Source organism: Citrobacter freundii complex sp. 2024EL-00216 (assembly GCF_043945515.1).
Taxonomy (GTDB): domain Bacteria; phylum Pseudomonadota; class Gammaproteobacteria; order Enterobacterales; family Enterobacteriaceae; genus Citrobacter; species Citrobacter portucalensis.
Window position 1 is genome coordinate 1 of record NZ_JBIMRA010000023.1, and the last position, 17,593, is coordinate 17,593.

Below are 17,593 nucleotides of genomic sequence, written 5' to 3' on the forward strand. Positions count from 1 at the left end.
TGAGGCAGCACCTGGCACGGCTGGGACGGAAGTCGCTGTCGTTCTCAAAATCGGTGGAGCTGCATGACAAAGTCATCGGGCATTATCTGAACATAAAACACTATCAATAAGTTGGAGTCATTACCTATTATGCTTATGGTGGTATATGACGAAATACCTGGTCATGCCGATCAATACGGTAAAAAGGAGCATTGAGGAAGTGACGTCTGGGAATCTGGCGATCAGTATTCCAGAGTTTGGTAATAATTGTGCAGGTAGACTAATACCGGGCATCAATAGTTTATCGAGTAATATTTCAACACTCGTTAATGAGATCCGAACATCCTCACAAACGGCGATGGCGCTCTCTGAACAGCTTGCGGAACGCAGCGCCGAGCTTTCAGTGAAAACGGAACAACAATCCGGAGCATTGATGCAGACGGCTGCTAATATGGATGAAATAGCCGTTAATACGCGAAATAATGCTGACAACACGCAGATCGCCAGCGTCCAGGCAACAGTTGCCACGCAATGTGCCATTCAGGGTGGCGAATTAATGGTGCAGGTTGCGACAAATATGCGTTCAATCACCGAATGTGCACAGCAGATGACGGAAATTATTACGCTAATTGATGGTATCGCATTCCAGACAAATATTCTGGCATTGAATGCTGCCGTGGAAGCGGCGAGGGCCGGTGAACATGGCAAAGGTTTTTCCGTGGTGGCCGGTGAGGTCAGAATGCTTGCACACCGTAGTGCGGATGCTGCTAAGAATATTAAGCAGCTGATTGCGCAAACCCATCAAAATGTTCAGCAAGGTGCAGCTATTGTGCGTGAAGCAGAAAAAAATATGCATGATATTGTCGGTGGTGCCGGTCAATTAAACCAACTGATGGGCGAGATATTAACCACTACACAGGAGCAGGAGAAAGGAATTATCAGAATTACTCATGCACTGGCCGAACTGGAGAATGTAACCCAAAGTAATGCCATTATGGTTGATGAGCTTTCTGATTCCTCGGGTATCCTGAAAAACCAGGTGATTGATCTCCAGTCGCGAACACATAAATTTCGCTTAAGTAACGCTCTTGAGTCAGCGAGATGGCAGCGGGCTTAACTGGGCATCTCGATGCAAGCGTCGCAATCGTCGGCGCTTTTTGTATTATCAGATATTTTTATGAATCATTTCAGCACAATGGGACAATGAGATATTGCTTAACATATTCTGACAGCTAGACTAACGAAAAAAGCTGAATGTTTGTGGAGGCGCTGTGGAAGCCATTAAGGGAACGGATGTTAATGTGCCGGATGCCGTGTTTGCCTGGCTGTTGGATGGCCGGGGTGGGGTGAAACCCTTGGAAGATAACGATGTTATCGATAGTCAGCATCCCTGCTGGCTACATCTTAATTATACCCATCCTGAAAGCGCCCAATGGTTGGCGACAACACCTCTTCTTCCCAACAATGTGCGTGATGCGCTGGCAGGCGAAAGTACACGCCCGCGCGTCAGTAGAGTCGGGGAAGGTACGCTGATTACACTGCGCTGTATTAACGGCAGCACCGACGAGCGTCCTGACCAACTTGTAGCGATGCGTTTATATATGGATGAACGTCTGATTGTCTCAACCCGCCAGCGCAAAGTGCTGGCGCTGGATGATGTGGTCAGCGATCTCCAGGAAGGGACGGGACCGGCTGATTGTGGCAGTTGGCTGGTGGATGTTTGTGATGCGCTAACCGACCATGCCAGCGAATTTATCGAACAGCTGCACGACAAGATTATTGATCTGGAAGATAACCTGCTCGATCAGCAGATCCCACCGCGTGGTTTTTTGGCTTTACTGCGTAAGCAGCTAATTGTGATGCGCCGTTATATGGCTCCTCAGAGAGATGTTTATGCGCGTCTGGCGAGTGAACGTTTACCCTGGATGACCGACGACCATCGGAGACGGATGCAGGATATCGCTGACAGGCTGGGGAGAGGGCTGGATGAAATAGACGCCTGTATTGCCCGGACCGGTATTATGGCGGATGAAATTGCGCAGGTGATGCAGGAGTCTCTGGCTCGCCGAACGTATACAATGTCATTGATGGCAATGGTTTTTCTTCCCAGCACATTTTTAACTGGGCTTTTCGGCGTTAACCTCGGCGGTATCCCCGGCGGTGGTTGGCAGTTTGGTTTCTCACTTTTTTGTATTCTGTTAGTGGTCCTGATTGGTGGTGTTACTTTATGGTTGCACCGTAGTAAATGGTTGTAACAACAACGTTTTTTAGTGGCTTTTGCGCATGAAAACGTCCTGATTTTTGAGCGAAGTCAATAAACCATCTACCTATTCGGGGCAATATCTCTCTCGCAGGTGAATGCAACGTCAAGCGATGGGCGTTGCGCTCCATATTGTCTTACTTCCTTTTTTGAATTACTGCATAGCACAATTGATTCGTACGACGCCGACTTAGATTAGTCGGCTTTTTTTTGCCTGCAGGAAATCAGCGTCTACCCTAAAAGAGTCAACCTGAATGACTGGAGGGGTATATGACCTGTCTGATTGCAACGTCGAACACTGATTCGCTACCGACCGATCCGGTTCCCATTCCCGACCCCATACCTCGTCCGCAGCCCATGCCGGATCCGCCGCCGGATGAAGAACCGATTAAATTGTCGCATCACGGGCACAGATCTGCGAGGATACGCGCCTGCTGAATGTGAGTTTTTACCGCGAGATTAAATTGTGACCGCTTTTTCAACCCTGAATGTTTTACCTGCTGCTCAACTCGAGAATCTTAACGAGCTGGGCTATCTTGAAATGACGCCTGTTCAGGCTGCTGCGTTACCGGCAATCCTGGCGGGTAAAGATGTTCGCGTGCAGGCTAAAACCGGCAGTGGCAAAACGGCTGCTTTTGGTCTTGGGCTATTACAGCATATTGATGCCGCGCTGTTTCAGACGCAGTCTCTGGTACTGTGCCCAACGCGCGAGCTTGCCGACCAGGTGGCGGGTGAACTGCGTCGTTTAGCGCGCTTCCTGCCAAACACCAAGATCTTAACGCTGTGCGGTGGGCAACCTTTTGGCGCACAGCGTGACTCCCTGCAACATGCGCCACATATTATTGTTGCCACACCGGGTCGTTTACTTGACCACCTGCAAAAAGGCACCGTTTCTCTGGATGCCCTGAATACGCTGGTTATGGATGAAGCCGACCGCATGCTGGATATGGGCTTTAGCGATGCGATTGATGATGTCATTCGCTTTGCGCCTGCGTCACGTCAGACTTTGCTGTTTTCCGCAACCTGGCCGGAAGCCATTGCTGCTATCAGTGGCCGGGTACAGCAAAATCCATTAACGATTGAAATTGATACGGTCGATGCGTTACCGGCGATTGAACAGCAGTTTTTCGAAACCTCCAGCCACGGAAAAATTCCGCTGCTGCAAAAGCTACTCAGCCAGCATCAACCCGCATCGTGTGTGGTTTTTTGTAACACCAAAAAAGATTGTCAGGCCGTTTGTGATGCACTGAATGCGGCAGGGCAAAGCGCACTGTCATTACATGGCGACCTGGAACAACGCGATCGCGATCAGACGCTGGTTCGTTTTGCCAACGGTAGCGCGCGCGTCCTGGTCGCAACCGATGTGGCTGCACGTGGTCTGGATATCAAATCACTTGAGCTGGTAGTTAACTTCGAACTGGCGTGGGATCCGGAAGTCCACGTCCATCGTATCGGACGAACTGCGCGTGCCGGCAACAGCGGTCTGGCGATTAGCTTCTGTGCGCCGGAAGAAGCGCAGCGTGCCAACATTCTTTCTGAAATGCTGCAACTGAAGCTGAACTGGCTAACTGCGCCAGCTAACGGCTCAATCCTGCCGCTGGAAGCAGAGATGGCGACGTTATGCATTGATGGTGGTAAAAAAGCGAAAATGCGTCCTGGTGATGTTCTGGGGGCTCTGACCGGTGATATTGGTCTGGATGGCGCAGATATCGGCAAAATTGCTGTTCATCCGGCACACGTCTATGTCGCCGTTCGCCAGAACATAGCGCACAAGGCGTGGAAACAATTGCAAAACGGTAAGATCAAAGGCAAGACTTGCCGGGTCCGGTTATTGAAATAACTACCCGTTGGGGCGCCTGATGGCGCTCCGCTTATCAGGCCTACAGGCGCTTATGCACGTTGTAGGCCTGACAGACGCTTACTTCACTTCCACCACGTTCAGGCGTAACTCATCCAGTTGAGCATCATCTTCTTCTGGCTGCCAGCCCGCAGGTTGCAGCGGGATCTCTTCACGATCGAACGCTAAATCCCCGCCGTCCACAACCTCTGAACCGTGCTTAATGCCTTTAAAATCGAACAGATTGATATCGCTCAGATGTGAAGGTACAACGTTTTGCATCGCACTGAACATGGTTTCAATGCGGCCTGGATAGCGTTTGTCCCAGTCACGCAGCATGTCAGCAATGACCTGACGCTGTAGGTTAGGCTGTGAGCCGCACAGATTACACGGAATAATCGGGAAACCTTTCGCTTCGGAGAAACGCTCGATATCTTTCTCACGGCAGTAAGCCAGCGGGCGGATCACGATGTGCTTACCGTCATCACTCATCAGCTTCGGCGGCATGCCTTTCATTTTCCCGCCGTAGAACATGTTTAAAAACAGCGTTTGCAGGATGTCGTCGCGATGGTGGCCGAGCGCAATCTTGGTGGCTCCTAATTCGGTTGCCGTACGGTACAGAATGCCGCGACGCAGGCGAGAGCAGAGCGAGCAGGTCGTTTTGCCTTCTGGGATTTTGTCTTTGACGATCCCGTAGGTGTTTTCTTCGACAATCTTGTACTCAACGCCCAGCTGTTCCAGATACTCTGGCAGAATGTGCTCCGGGAAACCGGGTTGTTTTTGATCGAGGTTAACCGCAACTAAGGAAAAACTGATCGGGGCGCTTTGCTGCAAATTACGCAGGATCTCCAGCATGGTATAGCTGTCTTTCCCGCCGGAAAGGCACACCATAATGCGATCGCCGTCTTCGATCATATTGAAATCGGCAATGGCTTCGCCCACGTTACGACGCAGACGTTTTTGCAGTTTGTTCAGGTTGTATTGTTCTTTCTTTGTAACTTGTTGATTATATTGCATTCTTACCGTTCTCAAAAACCAAAAGGGGCATATAATGGGCAAACTTCAATCACAGGGCTAGTTGGCTATTCAACATTGCAACCCGATCGTCATTCATTTCTTCAATCCATGTACTGTAGACGTCGTACACTATTTGCGCGTTTTCATGCCCCATCTGATTAGCTATAAATGATGGGTTCGCTCCAGCCGATAACAGCCAGCAAGCAAAGGTGTGTCGCGTATGGTACGGATTACGGCGACGAATACCAGCACGTTTTACAGCGGTGTTCCATCTGGCACCAATGCTACTCATAGAGTAGTAAGATTTTTGCTCTTCGTGACCAGACCAGAATAAACTGCGAACAGCATGATTGAATAAAGGTACATGGCCCCGGACAGGAAGCAATTAATCAGCTGAAAGCAGATATTGAAGCGCTGAAGAAAATTGTGGAGCAGTTCACCGCCAGATAATTCAGTTCTGAACTATCAACGAGCAATGTCAGGGAGCGAAACGCAGGGTGTGGCAAACTGCCGCAACCATGCCGTATGCAAGAGCATGGCTGCGGCCGACCGGCAAACGTCCGATAGTGCGAGTATTGAATGATTGCCAGTCACAGCGGATGGTACTTAAGCAATATGACGATTCAAGGTGCTTAATCTGAAACCAGCCACATATCAGCCTCTTCAAACATTTCTTGAACCGTTCGGCTTATCTGTTCTTTTTCATGCTTGCTGGCGTCAGTGTTGATCGCCGGAAGTGTCATCATCGGTTTAACCCGAACTTCAGCATCGGGGAAGATCCGATGAACCCTCTTGGTCAATTCGCCGAGAATAATATCTTTTGCACCGGGCAGACCATCAAAATTCCTTTTGTCATAAACGAGTTCCACGAACATTGCTTATCGCTCTTTTTGCTGGATGTATATACAGTATTTGTACTCTGTTTTTATCCGGGTTTCAAGAGAGGGCGTAATGATGTCACGACATAGCGATACTGAAATGGCCTTGTATGCTTCGATCAGGAATCGTGGGGAAAATGAGGGAGAAACAAAAAGCCCGCAGCGATGTGCGGGCCAGACAGCTTAGCGGACTACCAGTACCGAACACTCCGCGTGACGCACTACAGCCGCGGCGTTAGAGCCCAGCAGGTAGGTGGTGATGTCAGGTCGGTGTGAGGCAATAATGACCATATCGGCCGGTAATTTTTTGGCGATCTCCAGAATCTTATCTTTCGGCGCACCTTCTGCGACATGAACGTGCACTCTGTCCGTTGGGATATTGAACTTCTTGATAATCTCTTCCAGTTGAGATTTCGCTTCGGCTTTCAGATCGTCCATGGCCGGTAACTCTGCCGAGTAGGCCAGTCCCAGGGAAGCGTAATAGGGCAATGACGGAATGACGGTCAAAAAATGAACCTGCGCATCGTCAATCTTTGCTTCTGCTTCAACATGGGCAATAACGCGTTGAGTTAATTCTGAGTCTGAAATATCGATGGGTACAAGAATCGTTCTGTTCATAAAACCTCCTGTTTAAGTATCCACCTAAAGCTTACCGCGTAATGGCACTTTATGTACAATGACAACGATCACATTTTGGCATCACTTTATTTTGATTTCAGGAAATTTGCCTTTTATTACCCCATCGTAAAATCGGCCTTTAGAGACCACGATCAGGAAATCACGAAAAATACGGGCAGGGACCTGCTGATATTGCAGGGTAGCCAACTGGTGAAAGCGAATTTCTAGCGTGCAAGAGGATTCGTCATAGCCGACGGATGCAATACGGGATGATTTTACAGGATGATGATTCATTGCAGGTATCCTCTACTACAGACCTTAATGCAAGATATCATCTATCAGAGATGTGTTTTAACGCAATAGATATAATGTTTTGATCTGGATAATACAGAGTTATTAGAACATAAAGAGAGCCCGCTGTTGCCAGCGGGCTGACGGATTAGAACTGGTAAACCATACCCAGTGCTACGATATCATCGGTAGAAATACCGGCATCTTTGTAGAACTGGTCATCTTCGTCCAACAGGTTGATTTTATAATCAACGTAGGTAGAGAAGTTTTTGTTGAAGTAGTATGTTGCACCAACATCAGCATATTTAACCAGATCTTTGTCATCGTTAGCGCCTTTGTAATTCAGATCCTTACCTTTAGACATCAGGAAGGAAACAGCTGGACGCAAACCGAAGTCAAATTGGTACTGTGCAGTAACTTCAAAGTTTTGGGTTTTATTAGCAACACCACCAACATCGCTATTATCAGTTTTACCGTAAGGAGTCATATTACGGGTTTCAGAGTACATGGTTGCCAGGTAGATGTTGTTCGCGTCGTATTTCAGGCCGGCAGTCCATGCGTCGGCTTTATCGCCACCAGAAATATTTGCATTGTCTGAATTTGACTGTTCGCTGGTACGATCAGAAGAGGTATAGGCAGCCCCGGCACTAAAGCCCATGCCCATATCATAGGTTGTAGAAATACCGAAACCATCACCATTATCGTAACGCACATCATCACCAGCATTGCGGTTGTTGGTGCCTACATTTGCGTCATTCAGGCTCTGGCTTTCGTTTTTACCTTGATACTGCAACGCAACGTTCAGACCATCAACGAGTCCGAAGAAGTCGGTGTTACGATAAGTGGCTACACCATTAGCACGACCAGTCATGAAGTTGTCAGACTGAGTGTAAGAATCGCCACCGAATTCTGGCAGCATATCGGTCCAGCCTTCAACGTCGTACAGCACGCCGTAGTTACGACCATAGTCGAATGAACCGTAGTCACCGACTTTAATACCTGCGAAGGCCAGACGAGTCCAGGAGTTGCTATTATCGCTCTCAGTCGTGTTAGCCTGAACCTGATATTCCCACTGGCCATAGCCGGTGATCATATCGTTAACCTGAGTTTCGCCTTTGAAACCCATACGCATATAAGTCTGATCGCCATCTTTAGAAGAATCATCAGAGAAATAATGCAGGCCGTCTACTTTGCCATAGAGATCTAATTTGTTGCCGTCTTTGTTATAAATTTCAGCAGCATGAGCTGCGCCTGCAGCCAGCAGGGCAGGAATTACGAGAGCCAGTACTTTTCTGTTCATTGAAATAATCCTTTAGTTTTTTTATTAACCTGTGACCACCCATGTAGGGAGTAAAAGCATGCTAAAGGAGAAGTTCCGTAAAGAGATAAATATGAATTGTTACGTCTTAAGTAAAACCTTAAACAAATAATTCTACGGAAATAGTGATAATTGCCGTGAATGAGTTTGTAAAATATATATAAAATAAAAATTATACAATTGAATTTTGTTGGGCTATTCTGCGCGTGTTATATGCCTTTATTGTCACGTTTTATTTTTCGTTGGTATATTGATGACACTTATTAACTAGCCAGCGAATAAATTGACAAGCCCGAACAACTGTTCGGGCTTTTTTTTGGTTCCGGGCTAATACTGAGAAAAACGTATTATTCGGTACCGTTCTTTTCCGCTTTGCCTGCCAGTTGGGCCAGGAAGTCGTAGCGTTTTTGCAAATCAGCCGTTGCATCCTTCCACAGCTGTTCAGCGACTTCTGGCTGTTGGGCGTTCAGGCGGCGGAAACGCTGCTCGTTAAGCAATGTTTCGGCCAGCGCATCTGACGGTGGGCGCGAGTCGAGAGCCAGCGGCAGCTTACCTTCGTCTGCTCGGCGTGGGTCAAAGCGGTACAGCGGCCAGAATCCGGTAGCCGTGAGTTGACGCATCTGATCGTGGCTTAGCGCGAGGTCATAGCCATGCTCCTCACATGGGCTATACGCGATAATCAGCGACGGGCCTGGGTAGGATTCAGCTTCCTGGATAGCTTTGACCGTCTGATTCAACTGGGCGCCCAGAGAAATCTGTGCGACATAAACATGCCCGTACATCATCATGCTGACGCCAAGATCTTTGCGAGCCTTGCGCTTGCCATGCTCACCAAACTTGGTAACCGCCCCAAGCGGCGTGGCTTTCGACGCTTGTCCACCCGTGTTGGAGTAACACTGGGTATCCAGTACCAGAATATTGACGTTCTCGGTGAGACTCAGGACGTGATCCAACCCGCCAAAACCAATATCGTAAGCCCAGCCGTCGCCGCCAATCAGCCAGATGGACTTCTCGACCAGCGCGTCGGCATCGGTTAACAGTTGCTGTGCACCTTCGACATCTTTCAGATGCTGGCGCAGCGCAGCAACTTGCTCACGGCGTACTTCTGGCGTCGCTTCTGCATGCAGGGCGTCATTCAGTTCAGCCGGAATATTATCCGCAAACTGCTCCAGCAAACGCATGACGCGCACACGGTGTTGATCCACCGTCAGGCGGAAGCCCAGACCAAACTCAGCGTTATCTTCGAACAGAGAGTTTGCCCACGCAGGTCCACGACCATTGGCATCGGTCGTATACGGCGTTGAGGGGAGGTTACCGCCATAAATCGATGAACAGCCGGTCGCGTTAGCGATCAGCATGCGGTCGCCATACAGCTGCGTAAGCAGTTTGATATACGGCGTTTCACCACAACCAGAACAGGCGCCGGAATATTCAAACAGCGGAGTGATTAACTGCGAGGTACGGATATCAATGCGTTCAAGCTTGCTGCGGTCGATCTCCGGCAGATTGAGGAAGAAGTCATAGTTAACTTTTTCTTCTTCAACATGCTCAAGGCGCGACATCATATTGATGGCCTTGATTTCCGGGTTTTGGCGATCTTTTGCCGGGCAAACTTCGACACACAGATTACAGCCAGTGCAATCCTCTGGTGCAACCTGCAGGACATACTTCTGACCGCGCATATCGCGTGATTTCACATCCAAAGAATGCAGACTGGCAGGGGCGTTTTCCATCGCTTCAGGTGAAACCACTTTGGCGCGGATTGCCGAGTGCGGGCAAGCGGCAACGCAGTGGTTACACTGGGTACACAGCTCTTCCTTCCAGATGGGGATCTCTTCGGCGATATTGCGTTTTTCCCAACGCGTGGTGCCCATTGGCCAGGTGCCGTCTGGCGGCAACGCTGATACGGGGAGGGCATCACCCAGACCGGCGAGCATTGCCGCGGTGACGGTTTTCACGAAATCAGGTGCGGCATCAGAAACCACCGGTGGTCGGTTTGCGCTGTGCGGATCAACCGGCTGGAGTGCTACTTCGGCGACGGATTCGCGCGCCAGGGCCAGAGCCTGCCAGTTACGTTCAACAAGGTCCTGTCCTTTACTGCTGTAACTTTTCGCAATCGCCCCCTGCAATTCAGCCAACGCGCTGTCGACGGGTAAGATTTGCGTCAAATGGAAGAAGGCCATTTGCATAACGGTGTTAATACGCGCTGCCAGACCGCATTCGCGGGCGATTTTGGCCGCATTAATCACGTAGAAACGGGCTTTCTTCTGATTCAGTACCGCCTGAACTTCCTGTGGCAGACGACCCCAGACTTCATCCACACTGTATGGCGTATTAAGCAGGAAGATACCGCCTGGTTTCAGGCGCTCGGCCATCTGATACTTATCGATAAATTGCAGCTGGTGACAGCCAACAAAATCGGCTTGTGAAACCAAATACGCTGATCGAATAGGTTGCTCGCTAACACGCAGGTGGGAAACCGTCAGACCGCCTGCTTTTTTCGAGTCGTAGACGAAATAACCCTGCGCATACCATGGCGTCGAGTTACCAATAATTTTGATATTGTTTTTGGTGGCTGACACGCTACCGTCGCTGCCCAGCCCGTAAAACAGCGCTTCGAGCTTAGCCGTACCGGGCAGGGTGTTTTCCGGTAACGGTAGCGACAAGTTGGTGACATCATCATAGATACCGACCGTAAAGCGAGGTTTCGGCTTCGCGCTGCTCAGCTCATTAAAGACCGCCATCACGCAGTCTGGACCAAACTCTTTGGAAGAAAGGCCATAACGTCCGCCAATCACGCGCGGCAGCGTTTCTCGCTCGCCACAGTTGAAGGCTTCTGCTAACGCGGTCATCACGTCCAGATACAACGGTTCTGCCTGTGCGCCAGGCTCTTTGGTGCGATCCAGGACGGCGATGCTGCGTACGGTTTCCGGTAGCGCGCGCAGTAAATGTCTGGCAGAGAATGGACGGAACAGACGCACTTTCAGAACGCCGACTTTCTCGCCATGCGCCAGCAGTTCTTCAACGACTTCTTCGCAGGTTCCAATCGCCGAGCCCATTAAGATAATGACGCGCTCAGCCTGAGGATGGCCGTAATATTCAAATGGCTGGTACTGGCGACCTGTCGCTGCGGCGAAATCGTTCATCGCCTGTTCTACATGATCGTAAACCGCGTTGTACCACGGGTTTGTTGCCTCGCGTGACTGGAAATAGGTGTCCGGGTTCGCAGACGTACCGCGAATAACAGGATGCTCAGGATTAAGCGCCCGAGCGCGATGAGCATCGATTTCCGCCTGCGGCATCAGTCCGAGGATCGTGTCGTCGGCCAGTGGCACAATTTTATTGATTTCATGGGATGTACGGAAACCATCAAAGAAATGAATAAACGGAACCCGGCTTTTCAGGGTGGCTATTTGCGAAATCAGCGCAAAGTCCTGTGCCTCCTGAACGCTACTGGCACACAGCATCGCGCATCCTGTCTGGCGCACCGCCATCACGTCGGAATGATCGCCAAAGATCGATAATGCGTGAGTTGCAATTGTGCGAGCCGCAACGTGCAGTACAAACGGGGTCAACTGACCGGCCAGTTTGTACAGCGTTGGGATCATCAGCAACAGGCCCTGCGATGAGGTAAACGACGTAGAGAGCGCACCGGTCTGCAACGCGCCATGAACGGTTGCGATCGCGCCGCCTTCTGACTGCATTTCTACGACGCGAGGGGTATCCCCCCACACGTTCTTAAGCCCGTTCCCGGCCCAGGCATCTGCCTGTTCAGCCATCGTCGAACTGGGCGTAATCGGGTAGATGGCGATAACCTCGCTGGTACGAAATGCGACTGAAGCAACCGCACCATTACCGTCAATTGTGATCATACTGACACCCTTACATTGCGCAAAAAGAGGGACACGCGTAACAGCGGCGAGTCCTGTAGTTATCTTTCTATTTTAGCAAAAGCGCTAAAGACAGATTTTCGCTTTTGTGTCCCTGGAATAAACAGAATGAATGGTTTGATCAAAGGAGCAGGCAAAAAATTGCCAGAAAATGTAAACAGTACGCATAAATGCGTATTTTGCCTCTCGACGGCGGTGTTTCCGCTGCCTATTATTTATGGCTGTGTCGTTTGGTTAATATTCAGAGGGGAGTAAGATGCGCGCAGCGTTTTGGGTAGGATGTGCCGCGTTATTATTATCGGCTTGTAGCAGCGAACCTGTTCAGCAGGCAACCGCCGCACATGTCGCACCGGGCATGAAGGCAGCAATGTCCAGTTCAGGAGAAGCTAATTGCGCCATGATTGGCGGTTCGCTCTCTGTTGCTCGTCAACTGGATGGTTCTGCTATCGGGATGTGTGCGCTACCCAACGGCAAACGCTGTAGTGAGCAGTCGCTTGCCGCTGGAAGTTGTGGGAGCTATTAAGCCACCACGTTTCCTACATTAAATCCGCGAGTTTATACGTCAGCGTTTGTTCTGCTGTCGCCAGCGTTAACTGGTCAGCAGTCAGATCGACCTGTGCGCCTTGCTTAAACATTTCGCTGACGATCCCGTCGAGCGCGTTAAGCTGTGGATCGGCGCACATCATACGCGTCATCGCCATATCTTTTACCTTCAACTCACCGTCGGACAGCTTGCCCTGACCGCGGAATTGATTACACATCTTTCCTGATACCGTCATGTTTTCGCCAAAACTTAACTCAGGTGGGTTGTTGGTGGTGGTGACGGCTTTACCATTCACGCTTTGCAAAACGAAGCGGTGATGCTGCAACTGTTCGCGATTGACGGAAACTTTTCCATTGCTCACACAGCCAGCCATCAGCATGCTGAGCGCAATCAACGTGACAACTTTCTTCATTAAATTTCTCTACGTTTGTGACGGGAATACATTCAATATAATAATGATACTGACTGTTTTATCATCGGTGATTATCTGAAAATGCTCCCCTGACGCCAGGGGAGCACAGGAATTAGAAGAGGGCGTTTGGACAGGTCTCGCCTTTGGAGATTTGGGCCAGATTCTGTAGCGTAGTCTCAGAAATACTGGTCAACGCTTCAGCTGTCAGGAACGCCTGATGTCCGGTGAACAACACGTTATGACAGGCTGACAGACGACGGAACACATCATCCTGAATGACGTCATTGGATTTATCTTCAAAGAACAGATCGCGTTCGTTCTCATACACGTCCATACCCAGAGAACCAATTTTCTGGTTTTTCAGCGCATCGATAGCGGCTTGTGAGTCGATCAATGCACCACGACTGGTGTTAATGACCATCACGCCGTTTTTCATCTGTTCAAAGGCTTCGTGATTGAGCAGATGATAATTCTCCGGTGTTAACGGGCAGTGCAGAGAGATGACATCTGACTCGGCAAACAGCGTTTTAAGATCGACATATTCAACGCCTAGCTCCAGCGCAGCAGCGCTCGGGTAAGGATCGAACGCCAGCAGACGCATACCAAAACCTTTCAGGATCCGCAGTGCAGCAATACCGATTTTACCGGTACCGATCACCCCAGCGGTTTTGCCATACATAGTAAAACCGGTCAGCCCCTCAAGAGAGAAATTGGCATCACGGGTACGCTGGTAGGCGCGGTGAATTCGGCGATTCAGCGTCATCATCATGCCAATCGCATGCTCAGCGACGGCCTCTGGTGAATAAGCTGGAACACGCACCACCTGCAGACCCAGCTCTTTTGCTGCGTCGAGATCGACGTTATTGAACCCGGCACAACGCAGCGCAATGTATTTCACGCCATGCTTTTTCAGTTCTTCCAGAACGGGGCGGCTGCCATCGTCGTTGACGAAAATGCACACAGCTTCACAGCCATGGGCGGTTTTCGCTGTTTTTTCCGTCAACAGAAAGTCAAAGAATTCAAGTTCAAAACCAAAAGCCTCGTTAACCTGCTGCAGATACTTCTTGTCGTACTGTTTTGTACTATAGATGGCGAGTTTCATAAGACTTTCTCCAGTGATTTTGACGTCACATTAATCCAATTCAAATTATTTTACAAAATCTAAAAAGTTATTGATAGTCATAGGCGTAATGAATAATTTCAGCGTATCTGTTGTTAGTGTGGGCAGGTTACACAATTTCAACAACTGGATATTTTTCTATCCAACTCAACACCTGAATATCGCGGCAGGTAAAAAGCCAGCCGAATCACATCCGGACAGCTACGCTTATACAGGTAGCAATTATCGGGAGGGGTTATGCTGACTCACTCTGAAGCAAAACGATGGGCCACCCTAATGCTCAAGGCGGCATTATGCGATGGTATGAAACCTGATGAGATTTCCCGGCAGGTACATCTGGTCTGCGATCATCATGGTAGGGAGTGCCTCGAAGAACTCATTGAGGAAATTCTGATAGAAGCAGGTCGTATCGGACCTAAACATAGCGATGGACAACTTAGGCCTCATTGAGTCTGAATCTTAATATCCCAGACGGCACGTGTAACAGCGTGCCTGGAAATCGGTTATCTATCCTTAATGTGGGCATATCCAGTTAAACATGCCACAATACAGGCCTAAACCGGCTTAAATTTTTGCTAAATCAGGATATTAACTACCCATGAAGGGTAAATATAAAGCCGTTCTGGCACTCCTCTTATTATTGATTCTCGTGCCGCTGACGCTAGTGATGACGCTTGGCCTGTGGGTGCCTACGTTGGTGGGTATCTGGTTACCCGTTGGAACACGCATCGCGCTGGATGAGAGCCCGCGGCTGACACGGCATGGGTTGCATATACCTGAACTCCGCTATCTGGTTGAAGATTGCCCGCTAGCACGCATCACTCAGGCGGATCTGTCTCACCCCAGCCGCTGGTCGCTGAATGTCGGGACCATTGAGTTGGATTCAGCTTGCCTGGCCAAATTGCCGCAGGCAGAGCCATCGCCGGCAGCGCCTAAAACGCTGGCTGAATGGCAGTCAATGCTGCCCAATACCTGGATTAACATCGACAAACTTATTCTTTCTCCATGGCAGGAATGGCAGGGAAAACTGTCACTCTCGCTCACTCCCACCACTCAACAGCTGCGTTATCAGGGTGAAAAAGTTAAATTCCAGGGGCGTTTGCACGGACAAAACCTCACGGTAACTGAGCTGGATGTTGCGGCATTTGAAGGCCAGCCGCCGGTAAAATTGGTCGGTGAATTTACTATGCCACTGGTTCCCGATGGGCTACCGGTAAGCGGTCATGCGGTTGCGACGTTAAGTCTGCCGCAAGAGCCTACGCTTGTGGACGCCGAACTGGAGTGGCAAGAAAACAGCGGACAACTGATTGTCATGGCGCGTGATAATGCCGATCCGCTGCTGGACCTTCCGTGGGAAATAACACGCCAGCAACTGACCATCAGCGACGGACGCTGGAACTGGCCTTATCAGGGATTCCCGTTAAGCGGGCGGTTGGGCATAAAAGTTGAAAACTGGCAGGCCGGACTGGAAAACGCGGTGGTGAGCGGGCGTCTGAACGTTCTGACGCATGGCGACGCCGGTAAAGGAAATGCCGTATTAACGCTGGGGCCAGGTAAGCTTGGCATGGATAGTAGCGATATGCCGCTACAGTTGACCGGTGAAGCGAAACAGGGCGATCTGATCTTCTACGCGAAATTACCCGCCAGACTCACTGGAAGTCTGAACGATCCGCAATTGGCTTTTGAGCCAGGAGCGCTGCTGCGCTCACGTGGGAGGGTGATTGATTCGCTGGATATTGACGAGATTCGCTGGCCGCTGGCAGGCGTAAAAGTCACGCAACGTGGTGTGGATGGGCGTCTGCAGGCTATTTTACGTGCGCATGAAAACCAGATGGGGGGCTTTGAACTGCATCTGGATGGCCTGGCAAATGATTTTCTTCCTGATGCCGGTCGTTGGCAGTGGCGATATTGGGGGGAAGGCAGCTTTACGCCGATGCATGCCCGATGGGACGTCGCGGGTAAGGGAGAATGGCATGACAACACCCTGAAGCTATTTGATCTTTCTACCGGATTTGATCATCTGCAATACGGCACGATGAAGGTTGAAAATCCGCGTCTGGTGATGGACGAACCGATAGTTTGGGTGCGGGATGCAACCAAACCGACATTTAGCGGCGCGCTGTCGCTGGACGCAGGATACACCACCTTCACCGGGGGAAGCGTGTTACCACCATCGACGCTGAAGTTCAGTGTGGAAGGTAGCGATCCGACAATTTTCCAGTTCAAAGGCCAGCTTCACGCTGGGGCGATTGGGCCCGTACAGCTGAATGGTCGTTGGGACGGTATCCGCCTGCGCGGACAGGCCTGGTGGCCAAAACAATCGCTCACCGTATTCCAACCTCTGGTTCCACCTGACTGGAAAATGAAGCTACGTGAAGGTGATCTGTATGCGCAGGTCGCATTTTCGGCAGCCCCGGAGCAGGGCTTTGAAGCAGGCGGTCATGGGGTGTTAAAAGGCGGTAGCGCCTGGATGCCCGATAACCAAATCAACGGTGTCGATTTTGTATTGCCTTTCCGGTTTAGTGAAGGCGCATGGCAACTGGGTACGCGTGGACCTATTTCACTGCGTATTGCGGAAGTGGTGAATCAGGTGACGGTGAAGAATATCGCCGCCGATCTGCAGGGGGCGTACCCCTGGAGTGAAAACAACCCGTTACTGTTGAGCGATGTCAGTGCCGACCTGCTGGGTGGCAAAATCATCATGCAGCAACTGCGGATGCCGCAGCACGACCCGGCCTTATTGCGGGTGCAGAATATCTCTTCCAGCGAGCTTATCAGTGCGGTTAACCCCAAACAGTTCGCCATGTCTGGTCCGGTCAGTGGCGCGTTGCCATTATGGCTGGATAACGAAAAATGGATCATAAAAGACGGCTGGTTGACTAATCCAGGACCGATGACGTTGCGTATTGATAAGGACACAGCGGATGCGGTCGTCAAAGATAACATGGCGGCGGGGGCGGCCATTAACTGGCTGCGTTATATGGAAATAAGCCATTCGTGGACGAAAATAAATCTGGATAACCTCGGTGTCTTAACCATGCAGTCAACCGTGACTGGCAATAGTCGGGTAGATGGCAAAGTAGGTACGGTTAATTTGAATTATACCCACGAGGAAAACGTCTTTACGCTATGGCGCAGTTTGCGTTTTGGCGACAATTTACAGGCATGGCTTGAACAAAATGCAGCGCTGCCGGAAACCCATTGCCCGGAAGGCAAGGAATGTGAGGAACAACAATGAAAACGATAGCTGCCATGCTGGGTCTGCTGACTTCATCTCTGCTGGTAGGGTGTACTCCCAGAATCGAAGTGGCTGCGCCAAAAGAGCCCATCACCATTAATATGAACGTCAAAATCGAGCATGAGATCCATATCAAAGTTGATAAAGACGTCGAAAGTTTATTGAAATCGCGCAGCGATTTGTTCTGAGGT

General features: G+C 50.1%; 15 protein-coding genes and 2 pseudogenes. 8 read left to right on the top strand and 9 right to left on the bottom strand.

Features of this window, described 5'->3' with window-relative positions:
- The 5 genes and pseudogenes from ACHHZ7_RS21050 to dbpA form a co-directional block, all read left to right on the top strand.
- A partial coding sequence (locus ACHHZ7_RS21050; protein ID WP_019725171.1) for an IS1 family transposase occupies positions 1–110 on the top strand: 110 nt, incomplete at its 5' end.
- 17 nt (positions 111–127) lie between these two features.
- Positions 128–1,096: pseudogene (locus ACHHZ7_RS21055) on the top strand (methyl-accepting chemotaxis protein); the annotation flags it as partial.
- A 154-nt stretch (positions 1,097–1,250) separates the two neighbouring features.
- Complete coding sequence (zntB, locus tag ACHHZ7_RS21060; RefSeq protein WP_032943570.1) at positions 1,251–2,234, top strand: zinc transporter ZntB; 984 nt, start codon at positions 1,251–1,253, stop codon at positions 2,232–2,234.
- Positions 2,235–2,509: 275 nt separating this feature from the next.
- Complete coding sequence (locus tag ACHHZ7_RS21065) at positions 2,510–2,677, top strand: hypothetical protein (RefSeq protein WP_095533097.1); 168 nt, start codon at positions 2,510–2,512, stop codon at positions 2,675–2,677.
- Between the two features lie 28 nt (positions 2,678–2,705).
- Entirely contained in the window at positions 2,706–4,079 is a 1,374-nt protein-coding gene (gene dbpA / locus ACHHZ7_RS21070) for an ATP-dependent RNA helicase DbpA (RefSeq protein ID WP_008784890.1), read from the top strand.
- 78 nt (positions 4,080–4,157) lie between these two features.
- On the opposite strand, the gene ttcA is transcribed toward dbpA, so the two are convergent.
- The 7 genes and pseudogenes from ttcA to nifJ all read right to left on the bottom strand — a co-directional run bounded on the left by ttcA (position 4,158) and on the right by nifJ (position 12,070).
- Positions 4,158–5,093 carry a tRNA 2-thiocytidine(32) synthetase TtcA gene (gene ttcA / locus ACHHZ7_RS21075; protein ID WP_286587527.1) on the bottom strand — a complete coding sequence of 312 codons (936 nt, stop codon included), beginning with the start codon at positions 5,091–5,093 and terminating at the stop codon, positions 4,158–4,160.
- A 49-nt stretch (positions 5,094–5,142) separates the two neighbouring features.
- Positions 5,143–5,421 (bottom strand): annotated as a pseudogene (locus ACHHZ7_RS21080) (tyrosine-type recombinase/integrase); the annotation flags it as partial.
- 304 nt (positions 5,422–5,725) lie between these two features.
- Positions 5,726–5,968, bottom strand: coding sequence for a DinI family protein (locus tag ACHHZ7_RS21085; protein ID WP_032943565.1), 243 nt, complete (start codon positions 5,966–5,968; stop codon positions 5,726–5,728).
- A gap of 186 nt (positions 5,969–6,154) precedes the next feature.
- Entirely contained in the window at positions 6,155–6,589 is a 435-nt protein-coding gene (uspF, locus tag ACHHZ7_RS21090) for a universal stress protein UspF (protein ID WP_003833207.1), read from the bottom strand.
- Positions 6,590–6,670: 81 nt separating this feature from the next.
- Positions 6,671–6,883, bottom strand: coding sequence for a KTSC domain-containing protein (locus ACHHZ7_RS21095; protein WP_003833205.1), 213 nt, complete (start codon positions 6,881–6,883; stop codon positions 6,671–6,673).
- Positions 6,884–7,028: 145 nt separating this feature from the next.
- On the bottom strand, positions 7,029–8,180 hold the full coding sequence (ompC, locus tag ACHHZ7_RS21100) for a porin OmpC (RefSeq protein ID WP_060682149.1): 1,152 nt from the start codon (positions 8,178–8,180) through the stop codon (positions 7,029–7,031).
- Positions 8,181–8,545: 365 nt separating this feature from the next.
- The gene (nifJ, locus tag ACHHZ7_RS21105) at positions 8,546–12,070 is read right to left on the bottom strand and encodes a pyruvate:ferredoxin (flavodoxin) oxidoreductase (RefSeq protein WP_060682150.1); all 3,525 of its coding nucleotides are present in this window, start codon (positions 12,068–12,070) and stop codon (positions 8,546–8,548) included.
- A gap of 274 nt (positions 12,071–12,344) precedes the next feature.
- Between nifJ and ACHHZ7_RS21110 the strand changes: the two genes are divergently transcribed.
- Positions 12,345–12,611: a DUF333 domain-containing protein gene (locus ACHHZ7_RS21110; protein ID WP_003833199.1), complete on the top strand. Its 267-nt coding sequence runs from the start codon at positions 12,345–12,347 to the stop codon at positions 12,609–12,611.
- A gap of 13 nt (positions 12,612–12,624) precedes the next feature.
- On the opposite strand, the gene hslJ is transcribed toward ACHHZ7_RS21110, so the two are convergent.
- Together hslJ and ACHHZ7_RS21120 are read right to left on the bottom strand one after the other, a co-directional pair.
- On the bottom strand, positions 12,625–13,044 hold the full coding sequence (gene hslJ / locus ACHHZ7_RS21115; RefSeq protein WP_057069038.1) for a heat shock protein HslJ: 420 nt from the start codon (positions 13,042–13,044) through the stop codon (positions 12,625–12,627).
- 112 nt (positions 13,045–13,156) lie between these two features.
- Complete coding sequence (locus tag ACHHZ7_RS21120; protein ID WP_003833196.1) at positions 13,157–14,146, bottom strand: 2-hydroxyacid dehydrogenase; 990 nt, start codon at positions 14,144–14,146, stop codon at positions 13,157–13,159.
- Positions 14,147–14,762: 616 nt separating this feature from the next.
- Between ACHHZ7_RS21120 and ACHHZ7_RS21125 the strand changes: the two genes are divergently transcribed.
- Together ACHHZ7_RS21125 and ACHHZ7_RS21130 are read left to right on the top strand one after the other, a co-directional pair.
- Positions 14,763–17,402, top strand: coding sequence for a YdbH family protein (locus ACHHZ7_RS21125; RefSeq protein WP_060682151.1), 2,640 nt, complete (start codon positions 14,763–14,765; stop codon positions 17,400–17,402).
- Positions 17,399–17,590, top strand: coding sequence for a YnbE family lipoprotein (locus tag ACHHZ7_RS21130; protein ID WP_008784882.1), 192 nt, complete (start codon positions 17,399–17,401; stop codon positions 17,588–17,590). The genes ACHHZ7_RS21125 and ACHHZ7_RS21130 overlap by 4 nt, the downstream gene beginning before the upstream one ends.
- The last annotated feature ends 3 nt before the right edge of the window (positions 17,591–17,593 follow it).

What these genes read in the sequence shown, in the direction of transcription:
- ACHHZ7_RS21065 (WP_095533097.1), top strand. Translation starts at nt 2,510, where the DNA reads ATGACCTGTCTGATTGCAACGTCGAACACTGATTCGCTACCGACCGAT.
- ttcA (WP_286587527.1), bottom strand. Translation starts at nt 5,093, where the DNA reads ATGCAATATAATCAACAAGTTACAAAGAAAGAACAATACAACCTGAAC.
- ACHHZ7_RS21085 (WP_032943565.1), bottom strand. Translation starts at nt 5,968, where the DNA reads ATGTTCGTGGAACTCGTTTATGACAAAAGGAATTTTGATGGTCTGCCC.
- uspF (WP_003833207.1), bottom strand. Translation starts at nt 6,589, where the DNA reads ATGAACAGAACGATTCTTGTACCCATCGATATTTCAGACTCAGAATTA.
- ACHHZ7_RS21095 (WP_003833205.1), bottom strand. Translation starts at nt 6,883, where the DNA reads ATGAATCATCATCCTGTAAAATCATCCCGTATTGCATCCGTCGGCTAT.
- ompC (WP_060682149.1), bottom strand. Translation starts at nt 8,180, where the DNA reads ATGAACAGAAAAGTACTGGCTCTCGTAATTCCTGCCCTGCTGGCTGCA.
- nifJ (WP_060682150.1), bottom strand. Translation starts at nt 12,070, where the DNA reads ATGATCACAATTGACGGTAATGGTGCGGTTGCTTCAGTCGCATTTCGT.
- ACHHZ7_RS21110 (WP_003833199.1), top strand. Translation starts at nt 12,345, where the DNA reads ATGCGCGCAGCGTTTTGGGTAGGATGTGCCGCGTTATTATTATCGGCT.
- hslJ (WP_057069038.1), bottom strand. Translation starts at nt 13,044, where the DNA reads ATGAAGAAAGTTGTCACGTTGATTGCGCTCAGCATGCTGATGGCTGGC.
- ACHHZ7_RS21120 (WP_003833196.1), bottom strand. Translation starts at nt 14,146, where the DNA reads ATGAAACTCGCCATCTATAGTACAAAACAGTACGACAAGAAGTATCTG.
- ACHHZ7_RS21125 (WP_060682151.1), top strand. Translation starts at nt 14,763, where the DNA reads ATGAAGGGTAAATATAAAGCCGTTCTGGCACTCCTCTTATTATTGATT.
- ACHHZ7_RS21130 (WP_008784882.1), top strand. Translation starts at nt 17,399, where the DNA reads ATGAAAACGATAGCTGCCATGCTGGGTCTGCTGACTTCATCTCTGCTG.